This window comes from Pseudomonas sp. LBUM1659, assembly GCF_059716045.1.
Genome location: NZ_CP166797.1, coordinates 2,018,210 through 2,029,725, shown reverse-complemented (window position 1 = coordinate 2,029,725; position 11,516 = coordinate 2,018,210). Strand labels below are relative to the sequence as shown.

The following is an 11,516-nucleotide window of genomic DNA, read 5'->3' as shown; positions in this document are numbered from 1 at the left end:
TGGAGCCCATCCGCCATGATGCGACCCGACGCAAAAGTCGAAAAAGTGTATCTGTACCCCAAGCCCGTCGACTTCCGAAAATCCATTGATGGCCTGGCTGCGCTGGTCGAGCTGGACATCAAGGTCGCCGTGTTTGACCCGGTGCTCTTCGTCTTCCTCAACAAACCGCGCAACCGCGTGAAGATTTTGTACTGGGAGCGCAACGGCTTCTGCCTTTGGCTCAAGCGCCTTGAATCTGAGCGATTCAAAACATCGCCCGATGCCACCGACGAGGCGATTGTCCTAACTGTTCAGGAACTCAACTGGATGCTCGACGGTTTCGACCTCTGGCGTAACCGTCCTCATCAGGTTTTGACGCCGCGATTCGTGGCCTGATTCGTTATAATCCAGGGCATGATTTCAATGCCCAAAGATCTTCCTGACGATCCTGCGCTGCTCAAGCAATTGCTAGAGCAAATGCTGCTTGAGCGCGAGTCTAACAAGGGCCGTATTGTTCATCTTGAAGAAGAAAACGCGCTGCTGCGTCAGCGCCTGTTCGGACGCAAGTCCGAACAAACAGCCGATCCGGCCACGCCGCAGTTAGCTCTTTTCAACGAAACTGAAAGCATCGCCGAACCCGTCGGCGAAGACGCTGAAGAAGAGGTCGTCGGTCCAGCCAGGCGTCGCGGTAAACGAAAGCCGCTGCCCGCCGACCTGCCACGTATCGAAGTCATCCACGAACTTCCCGAGGATGAACTGACTTGCGTTTGCGGCTGCCGCAAACACGCCATTGGCGAAGAAGTCAGCGAGCAGCTTGAAATCGTGCCGATGCAGATTCGCGTTATCAAACATGTGCGCAAAGTTTATGGCTGCCGCGATTGTGAGACGGCACCGGTCACTGCGGATAAGCCGGCTCAACTGATTGAAAAAAGCATGGCCAGCCCAAGTGTTCTGGCGATGCTGCTGACCACCAAGTACGTGGACGGTCTGCCGCTTCACCGTTTTGAAAAAGTACTAGGCCGCCACGGCATCGATATTCCGCGCCAGACCCTGGCTCGCTGGGTTATCCAGTGCGGCGAGCACTTCCAGCCGCTGCTGAATTTAATGCGCGATAGCCTGTTGGCCAGCCGTGTCATCCACTGCGATGAAACACGCGTACAGGTGTTGAAAGAGCCTGACCGAGAGCCGAGCAGTCAGTCCTGGATGTGGGTGCAAACCGGCGGCCCGCCAGACAAACCGGTGATCCTTTTCGACTACTCCACCAGCCGAGCGCAGGAGGTGCCGTCGCGCCTGCTCGAAGGTTATCGCGGCTACGTCATGACTGACGATTACGCGGGTTACAACGCGCTGGGAGCACAGGCCGGAGTTGAACGTTTAGGGTGTTGGGCTCACGCACGGCGTAAATTTGTCGAAGCGCAAAAAGTACAGCCCAAGGGCAAGACAGGACGGGCCGACATCGCATTGAAGTTGATCAGCAAACTATATGGCATCGAGATCGCCTACAAACGGAGTGGTGATGAGGCGCGGAAAAGAGGCCGCCAGGAGTTGAGCGCCAGCGTGCTGAGTCAACTGAAAGACTGGATGCTAAAGACGCTGCCGTACGTGACTACACAGAACGCATTGGGCAAAGCCGTCAGCTACTTGGCAAACAACTGGAACAAACTCGAGCGGTACGTCGAGGAAGGTTACTTGCCCATCGACAACAACGCCGCAGAACGTGCAATACGGCCGTTCGTTATCGGAAGAAAAAACTGGTTGTTTAGCGACACGCCAAAAGGGGCGACGGCTAGCGCTCAACTTTACAGCTTGGTCGAGACTGCTAAAGCCAACGGCCAAGAGCCCTATGCGTGGCTGCGCCACGCACTTGAGCGCCTGCCAATGGCGGCTTCGGTGGAAGATTACGAAGCCCTGCTACCTTGGAACTGCGCACCCCAATCTCATAGCTAACCGCACCGCCCACCTTTGACTAGGTGGGTTTTATGGAGCGCTTACGCTGTTTCAGCGAGCGCCTTGTCTTTGCGGCGCAGTTCGCGCTCAAGTTCCTGGATGCGTTTCTTGTCTTTGCGAGCTTGCTCGCGATCTTCTTTTTGCTGGGCTTTATCTGCCTTCTGACCGTTGATGCAGGCCTGCCGCCAGGCCGTAATTTTCTCAGGGTAAAGGCCTTTGCGGCGGCAGTATTCACCCAGGTCGATCTCGGATAAACCGGCGGCTTCGAGCACGACAGCAAACTTGGTTTCGGCTGACCAGTTTTCGGCCAACGACTTGTTTTCGGACACTGCACTTCCTTCAGAACTGAGCTGCTTGCGCCAGTTGGACAAAGACATTTCGCTGACCCCTTCGCGCCGGGAAACCTCGGCCATCGACAGGTTCTGCGGGGGAAGCAGCATCTTGAGTAATGCGGCTCTGCGTTCAGGTGAATAGTACGGCACGACCAGTCTCTTTCCGCCCCCGATATGCTTTTTAAGGAAAAATCGGAGAGGCGACAACTATCCTGACACCGGGGATTTCCCTGCCCAAGTCCTGATGTACAGAATGACGATGTTTACCTGGATCACCAGGTAAATCATCATCAATAGACCTCTTATTCCTGCCTGCACGGGGTTGTCTGGAAGACTGGTCATTCTCATCAGAGAACGCCTCAACCTCTGTTTGCGGGGTTGTGCCGCGCATTTGACACGATAAAATCATCAAAAACTCGCCTCAAACCGGCTTTCATCGAATTGATATCTGTGTCAAATAGTGGCTGGTACGCTCCCTGAGCATTACGACCCATAAAATCAACATTATCGAAATCACTGAAATAGAATTTGCGCTGTATCGGGTCATAGACAATATTATGAAGGTTAATATCATTATGCACTATACCCGCCACAGCCAGCGTATTTACCAGATCACTGATTGCACTCTCGTGATCACTCTCGAGAACCCCATTAATAGTAGTTTGATCAGCATTTTCTATTATCTCGGCCAATGACTTGCCCGGAAGTTTTTTGAGCCTGAGGGAGAGCATATTTTCATCCGCCGCCTCGGATGTAGGCAATACCTCAGCTGTTTCGGCTCCGTAGATTCGATTGAACGCCAGTTCGTTCCGGCGGGCTTTATGCATTATTGCCTGACGTTCAGCAGGAGTTGCTGTTGTGTATTCCCTGACAGCAGACGTAGTACTCAAGCTATAGTCCTTGTATCCACGTCTCGCAGCAATAGGTTTCCCTGGGTTCCTATTGGTGAGATCTGGATATTCATTGCGCCCTTCCTTAAGGGTTTCTGCCATCAGTCCTGGTGAGTCACGCGTGATGGTTTCATGGGCAGCTTTTGGCGGTTGTGTATGGACAAAATTAATTTTTTCAGATGTGCCACTGTCGCCAATGCGACTGGCACCAAACCTCTCATCCGCCGTCTTCGTTTCGGCAAGAACCATGGTGATTCTGTCAAGGCCGTAGATACGTATTTCTACGATTTGCTTACCAATCTCGGGATAGGTACTTAGCATACGCGCGGTGGGTTGTACATTGGGTGTATTCAACATCACGCGAAACGCGTCCGCCGATGCTCCATTGGGGGTAAGAACTATTAATTCTTTTTTTAGCCCTTTCTGGATTGTTGGGCTTATAGTTTTCAATACGGTCTGTGTGGCTGCGTTTGCTATGGTTTCCTGGGTAACATACTTGATGTGTTTGAGCACATCTGGTCTTGACTTTATGAACTCCCCTTGAAGTTCATTCATAGGCAGGGCTACTCCTGCATTACCTACGCTTATGGACCTGTCTATATGTCCAAACATGTCATCTACAACAAGAACCGTTCCATCATCAGAAACTCTAAACCTATAAGGGTCTCTTTTTTGTGTGTCGCCTTTAACTTTTAAAACCACAACCTTACCTGGAGAGCTAGTTACCTGTCCGGCTTCATCTATATAGGGTGCATCTGTATTTTGCGAGGACTCCTCCATATACCTTTCGTTATATTCTTTACTTTTTTCCGCCTGCACACCAGGCTTTTCATAAAACGCAGTGTACTTTTCGCTACCTTTTTTTAAGTTTTCACTCCATACACCCCTATTCCCCTTGTATGAAAACAAATCCGAATAATATTTCCCTTCGTTCCGACTCATCGCTTTCTGATTCTTCACACTCTCATCAAACGTTTCGGTTCCAACAGCAAGCCCTTTCAACTCGGCAACTCTTGTTTGAGAAATGCTACTATGGGGCACTGGCAGTTTAGGCCCCCATGCACTGGTACTTTCTGCGGGGTTGCGCCATGCATTTGACAGGGCAAAATCATCAAAAACTCGCTTTAAATCGGCCTTCATCGAATTGATATCTGTGTCAGGTACTGAGGTCGTTCCCTCAGCATTGCTACCCATAAACTCAACATCATCGAAATCACTGAAATAGAATTTGCGCTGTTTCGGGTCATAGACAATATTATGAAGGTTAATATCTTTATGCGTTATACCCTCCACAGCCAGCGTATTTACCAGATCATTGATTGTATTCTCGCGATCACTCGAGAGAACCTCGTCAATCTTAGTTTGATCAGCACCTTCTATTATATCGGCCAAGGACTCGCCCGGAAGTTTTTTGAGCCTGAGGGAGATCATATCTTCACCCGCCGCCGCTGACGTAGGCAATACCTCAGCTGTTTCGGCTCCGAAGATTCGATTGAACGCCAGTTCATTCCGGTGGGCTTTTTGCATTATTGCCTGACGTTCAGCAGGAGTTGCTGTTGTGTATTCCCTGACAGCAGACGTAGTACTCAAGCTATAGTCCTTGTATCCACGTCTCGCAGCAATAAGTTTCCCTGGGTTCCTATAGGTGAGATCTAGATATTCATTGCGCCCTTCCATAAGGGTTTCTGCCATCAGTCCTGGTGAATCACGCGCGATGATTTCACGGGCAGCTGGCTGCTGAGCTGGGAGCATAGCCGATATAGATTCTACCGTAGGTAACCTGGAACCCTCTTCAGCTCGAATTGTTATATCGCCAAGAACGCCTTTACGATGGAAGCTATTTAGTTCTTTTCCATTCTGAAGGTCGTGGAGCAGGTTGATTTTTTGTATTCCGGCACCATAACCAAGGCCCATCCAGGTATTATCCACCGATATCACGTACCCCCCACCCAAACTCAACATCGGGTGCACTTCACCAGTGTCAAGGACTGTCAGTTGTAGTCGGCTCCCTTTGGGGAGCTTGCTCAGTTGCTCCAGATCATTAACAGCTCTTTCATTCGGCCCAAGGAACCTCTTGCTATTTGCCTGACGCCAGGAATTATCCAGTAACTTGAGATCCTCGCTCGTGGTTAACAGACCCGCATCAGATTGTAACGCCAGCACAAACTCCCAGGGACTCTTGGCCGAACTGGCTCCGTTCGATACGGAGAGTGTCCGGCCAATCACATCATCAAAGTCACGATAGGCTCGTTCCCGGAGGTTCAGGGTATCAAAAACCTTTGTATGCCACTTAGGCCTGGTCAGTATTTCCCCGCCCTCGATCCTCACAAAAGGATTTTTCATCCCGTCAAATATATCCGAGGTCGTCGCATGAGTATTCATTTTAAAAGGTACCGAAAACTCCTTATATTTCACCAGATTGGATTGACCTCCAAAAGCGCTTTTCACAATGAGCTTCCAGTTACTGACGGTGGTATAAATAGGCCCGCTCATCTCCCCCCGACGGAATTGTCCTGCTGTAATGTCTATCGCAATATCGACATCATTATGACTTGCGAATACCACAAAATGATTGGTAGGGCCACCATAATCCGATTTCCACATCCCAAGTTCTGCAAAGCGAATGTTGGTATACCCGTTTCCTGTGAGGAGTTCGGTCACCTTTTTAGCGGCATTGGCACAGTTTTCAGTAGGTCCCGCAATATATTTAAGTATGGTGGAATCCTTTTCCAATAACTTCTTGGCCTGATCACATGTTTGCTGCTGGGCACTGGTCAGCGGCTCCAGCTCTGTCAATTCGAGGTTAAGGGTTTCTGCAATCAGTCCTGGTGAGTCACGCGTGATGGTTTCACGGGCAGCTTTTGGCTGCTGTGTATGGACAAAGTTAATTTTTTCAGGTGTGCCACTGTCGCCAACGCGACTGACACCAAAGCTCTCTGCCAATCGTGCCGTAATCGGGTTACGTGATGAGAATTGAATGCTATCGGGTCTGCTTGATCTTCCACCCAGCTTCACACCCATCTTCACTTCCCTGTCGATTTTTTGCATGGTTTTCTTCAGCCCATCACGCATCAACTGACCGCCAACCCGTTTTATATTATAACGAGTCCTCTCCTCTTGACTTAGTTGCAGGCCCCTGCTGACAGCATACTCGATAAAATCTTTATTTTTACTGATAAGGGTATAGGGGTGAGCAACGACCGACTCAAGAATGACTGCACCTTTCTCTCCTGACGTATCACCTGGCAGTAGATCAACAATCTTGGCGAAACCAAGAATTTTGTCGGCAGTAACCGGTCCCGGTGTTTTTTCAATCAGCAAAAAATGTAACGTACTGCCGCTTTGGCTGTCGGGGAGCCCCCTGCGCAGTTCAGAAACAAGAGTCCCCCCCATTTGCAGATTCTCTCTCAAATCCGCAGCTCCACTTCCGGTATAGTCAGCTGCAATTCTCTTCAGCGACTCAAATTTTCTATGCATATCCTCTAACGAACTCCGCACCACACTATCGTCCACCACAGTATCACCACCGTCCACCATAGTATCGACATCCGTAATAGTGGTCTGGTAAGGCAAGACCTCATAATCATCTGAATTGTAATAAGACCCCGTTTCCTCATTAAATCTCTGAACACGTGTGTCCCCTTTACCCAGCTTCAGCTTCACTTTGGCACGCAACCCGTTCAAGCCACTTAAATCTATCGAATAGTCATGTTGATACCCGGGCGTATGGGGCTCATATCCCCCCGCCTTGAGCTTGGATTTCCCCCCTGCGTTTTGTAGGCGGTACGCTAACAAATGAAGTGCACTTCCCTTATCCCAAGTGACTCCATCACTGGATATCTCAATTTCCCCATTATTTATTCTACCGAGCAATTCTGACGACCCCACTTTGAATCTCCGCTCGGTCATGGTCGAAGGTAAAATAGACTCTGGGGTATTGTTGTGGATCGCCTCAAGCTCTTCCCACGAAGCGCTGTCTTCCATTCTTCTACTTATCTTTAGCGTTGATGACATATTCTTTGCCATGTCATAAGAACTCTTGGCGCTCATTCCGCTGGCCAACAACGCCTGGTAAATGGCAAGAGGGTCACCAGTCTCCATGGCTGTCTTGATGCTTCTCCCCACGATGGCCAGATCGACAGATTTATTCCCAAGCATAAGCCCGTATTTAACAGCCTTACCGCCAATGCGGGAGAGCTTTGCTATTCTAGCGACGATTCGCCCCTCAGGAATGCACCCTATAACCAGACCAGCAACCATCAGTGCGTCAGGCTTCTTACCCTCTGTCAAATCAGCGATAATGCCCGTTGCCGATTGCAGGGTATTGAGAACCCACCCTGCCGGCGTTAATGAGGTGATTGCCCCTGCAGTGGCATCAATCCAGCTTCCTATATATTCAGCCTGCGCTATATGCATATTGGCTTCTCGTACCGTTTCCCCCTTATTGGAGCTTATTATTCTCTGCATATCCCCGCTGAGGGTAGAGAATGGTCTTTCGAATCCTCTCAGATACTCTGCGGCAGTCGAGCCACCCCAGGTGTAACTAACATGAAATGGTACTTCTTTTACACTGATCCCATCATCAGGAATATGAGCGCCGGCAATTGCTCTGGAAATTAACAAGCGATTGCCTATCGTCCGCCCCGCAAGCTTATAATCGTTATTTATAGTATCAGCGAGTCTCGTAGAAAGACTGGCTACATCCATCTCGCCTGGATTATTATAATTAAAGCGCTTGCCAAAAACATCCACCCCCCCCCTCCTGACAGCGTCAAAAAGTTGAACGCCACTGAGCCTGCTGGCGACATAATCCTGAAAAGCACCTCTCTTCGGTCGGATATTAGCATCGTAAGGCATAGCCAATACAAGATCCTCCGGCAGATCACTCCCTTGCCCGACATAGTAGTAAGGCGTCTCCGAGTCCAGCCAAATAAGCACCCCCGTTTTTGAGCCGTAACTGCCAGGAAGTAAGATTGTGTTATTAAGTTTGTATCCTCCTATATCAACAGGAACGAGGATTTTGGCCCCATGCCTGGCCAAGTAGGCGTTATATCTGATTTCTTTTGGGAGACTGTCATCATTTTCTATTTGATGCAATACGAAAGTAATGCCATAGGCATAGGTGTGTTGTTTCTTCTCATCGGAGAAGTCCTGATAACGTATGCCACGATCAAAATCAAAATGTTCTGACTGTAGAGATGCGTCTGCTGGAATATTTTGATGCCATTGACGGGATGGCGCGGGTACGTCTTCTCGAACATTATTGGATGGAGCGGGGGGCAGCGACCGTTTACTTCTGATACGGGGTTGCCTAGAAGCCTGGTCATTCTCATCAGAGAACGGCTTAACCTCTGCCTGTTGCCGTAACGGCATGGCGTCGCTCTCCGGCTTCGCCTCTCTCTCGTTTTCCGCAGCATTTCCCGATACAGGGCTATCTTCTTCGGCCTTCATCTGGTCCTGCTGCGCCAGGACAGCACGAACATGTTCGTTAACGAGCGCGTTATCTGGAATAGCGCTGTTCTCACTTTTCCCTGCTCCCCAGGCTATGCGCGTCCCTTTAAAAGCTGCCGCAGTGCTGGTATCAATCACTGTATCAAACAGCATCTCCCCCGCAGATTGCATTTTTATTTTTCCACTTTCCCCCCCTTCCGTCAGACGTCCATAAACCGCACTGAATGTGTTCTCTCTGTTCCCGACATGTACATTATATAAGGCCGCACCTGCGGTTACTACGGCACCGGCCCCAAGTTTTATCATGCCAGGCACAGGCGCCGTCAGTATATTAAAGCCAAGTTGCTTGAGTTTTTTCTCCAGCAAGCCATAAATCGCCTTATAAGGCTTGTCGTGACCTGGCATGGTATAATTATTAACCTTATTAACATTATACGGTACTTTTATCGAAGCCTTCAGGACCTTAAAGGGTATCCGGAAGAGACTTGACACGCTGAAAGATACCGCATCCAGGCCCTGCTCGAAAGACAGCTCAATAATAATACGAGCTATCCCTCGTGAGACCCTCTTTTGCCCCCACTTCACAATATACTCAACAAGACCCTTTTCTAATGCGGTATATTGTTCCGGGCTCATTGGTAATCTCAGTTCATCATTACGGGCATTTTCAAGCTCACCGGCAAGTCGGGTGGCGAATAGATACCCCTCAGGGTCTCCGGTTGAAAGAACCCCTTCCAACAATCCCTGTTTTTTCAGAGAGGAAAATACCCTTTCGGCATCAGGCGGCTGATCATTATGCTGGTTCTGTTCTTTTGCTAGATTCGCCCAATGTTTGGCAAGGCGTGAGCCCCGGGAATGTTCATCCAGCGGCCTTTCGGTAAGCCGTGCTGACTTTGCAGACAGGCCTTCCTTAACCTTTGTCGCCCGTAATTGCGCATAGTCGGCCTGTTTTTCAGCTTCAGCAAAATGGCGTATGGCGGCTGCCTGACAGGCGTTTTCCAGGGCTGCAAGGCTCGCGGTGAGGTCCTTGGCCACATCCGGCAACAGCTCATCCACCGCCCGCAGGGAAGGGTCCAGCCCCGAGCGCTGAATAATCATTTTCAGGACAGCATAACGCTGTTGCTTGAGCAGACTCTGCATACTCTCCGCTTTTTCCCTTAAGCGGCCAATCAGTGCACGAGCATTGTCAATATCACCGTCCAGGAGCTTATTCAGTACCGCCAGCTTTTCTGCCTGCTGGTTTTCAGGTTTTGTCTGTTCAATGCTGTCATTTACCCATTGTCTGACCTGCGCAACCAGGTCATCTTCGCCCGGATGGCTGACCGAAGTATCCTGGCCCTCCTGTTGCCCCCCCTTGTCATACGTCACGGCGTCGGATGAAAACATCTCTTCAATTTTTTTCAACTCCTTCACTTTTGACAATATCGCACCGCTGGCGTACTGAATTTTGATCGCCGTCTGTTGCCACTGCCATAAAATGCTTCTGATGGCGGAATCGGCAACGACACGTTCGGTATTTTTTGATGGCGTTTTGGTGAGGTCACCATGCCGGATGATTCGGCCAAGCTGGTGCAGTTTCCCTTCCCCTCCCGCTAACGCAATTTGTGCTTGTGATTTTTTCTTGCCAACACCCGCCATGAATCGCTGTGGGAGGGAACCTGAGCGCGACAATGGCGCGACCGCCTTATCATTATTCACATACGGCATGATCGGAGACGAGGTGCTCTGGCTCGCGTTACCCGACGCTTTTTTCAATTCACCGGACAGTGACTGGAGATATGTGGCAACACCACTAAAGAAAGCCTGAGAAGCAGAATAGCCCGGCAACGCACGGGCTTTTTCATTGGCTTTTTCCGCTTCGTGCCGCGTGGTCTCGATCATCGTACTGATGGCGGCCGCCTTATCGGTCTCCCATCCCGCTGCCCGGGCCTGCATAAGGGAAGTCCAGGCGGTATCACCGGAAACCTCTGACGTCATCCGTTTCAGAGCCTGTATCACCGAACTTTCATCACTGGAAGAGAACGCACTGGCAAGCTCAGTGACGAGTAGTTCGCCCCGTTTTTTCGGCGTGCTGTGGTCATCAATAGCACACAGGGTATGGACAACACGGATCAGCGTCTGCAGGGTTGACTCCAGCCGTCTGGCCAGCGACTGGGCCGTACGCCGACTCCCCAGTTCAACCTCCTCTGCTTCCCCACTGCTTCTGCCAGGCAGCTCATCCTTGACCCAGCTCTTTATGACGTCATCTGAAAGTTTGCCCGTGAGACGCTCTATTTTGACTATCTGGTCCAGCAGCCACAGGGAACCCAGCGGCCCTCCAACGGTTGCATGGAGGGAAATTCGGGATTTGGCCATGGCCACTGCTTCACGCAGCTGCGTCACTAACCTTGAGTCAACCTCAGGCACCTGACTGTTATACCCCTTGCGCCTGAATTCCTGGGCTTCCTGCAGGCGCGTCGCACGAAGAGAAGAGAATAAACTGTCATTGTCGCTCCCGGCCGATAGTCCTTCCCTCTCATCAGGTGGTGAGCTACCAGCACCTCCCTGGCTGCCCAATTGAAGCACTGGAGCATCGTTATCTATATCGGTTTCTTTCAGGCCTACAAGATTGAACGCCTCTGGATCCAAGCCTGCCGAGTGAAAATTTACAAACTCTTCTTCCGACAGATCTTCAAGGTTCACTTCAGAGACTGTCGCCGGCTCAACTCGGTTTGTGCGAGGCGGCAGGGAGGGGCTACCTCCCACCATTCGATAGGAAGCCCCAGCGACCTCCCCGACTGATTCGTCCTCAGGGTCAACAGTCTCTTCCCACGCCCGTCTTACTTTGGGAGCATCTTTGGGAGCATCTTTCTCTGGGTGGTAATCAGGCATGTCACATTACTCCTGAAGTGAATAATCCGGGCAAACAATTTTCGGA

3 protein-coding genes and 1 pseudogene are annotated in these 11,516 nt (G+C 50.5%); 2 read left to right on the top strand and 2 right to left on the bottom strand.

Annotated elements, in window-relative coordinates:
* Positions 1-15 precede the first annotated feature (15 nt).
* Positions 16-375, top strand: a complete 360-nt coding sequence (gene tnpB, locus ACA048_RS09205; RefSeq protein WP_024647222.1) for an IS66 family insertion sequence element accessory protein TnpB — start codon at positions 16-18, stop codon at positions 373-375.
* Positions 376-393: 18 nt separating this feature from the next.
* A complete protein-coding gene (gene tnpC, locus ACA048_RS09200; protein WP_497370897.1) occupies positions 394-1,926 on the top strand; it encodes an IS66 family transposase in 1,533 nt (510 codons plus the stop codon).
* Between the two features lie 44 nt (positions 1,927-1,970).
* Here the strand turns inward: tnpC and ACA048_RS09195 are convergent.
* Positions 1,971-2,408 (bottom strand): annotated as a pseudogene (locus ACA048_RS09195) (transposase); the annotation flags it as partial.
* A gap of 209 nt (positions 2,409-2,617) precedes the next feature.
* Positions 2,618-11,470: a hypothetical protein gene (locus ACA048_RS09190; protein ID WP_497628834.1), complete on the bottom strand. Its 8,853-nt coding sequence runs from the start codon at positions 11,468-11,470 to the stop codon at positions 2,618-2,620.
* Positions 11,471-11,516: the final 46 nt, after the last annotated feature.

What these genes read in the sequence shown, in the direction of transcription:
- tnpB (WP_024647222.1), top strand. Translation starts at nt 16, where the DNA reads ATGATGCGACCCGACGCAAAAGTCGAAAAAGTGTATCTGTACCCCAAG.
- tnpC (WP_497370897.1), top strand. Translation starts at nt 394, where the DNA reads ATGATTTCAATGCCCAAAGATCTTCCTGACGATCCTGCGCTGCTCAAG.
- ACA048_RS09190 (WP_497628834.1), bottom strand. Translation starts at nt 11,470, where the DNA reads ATGCCTGATTACCACCCAGAGAAAGATGCTCCCAAAGATGCTCCCAAA.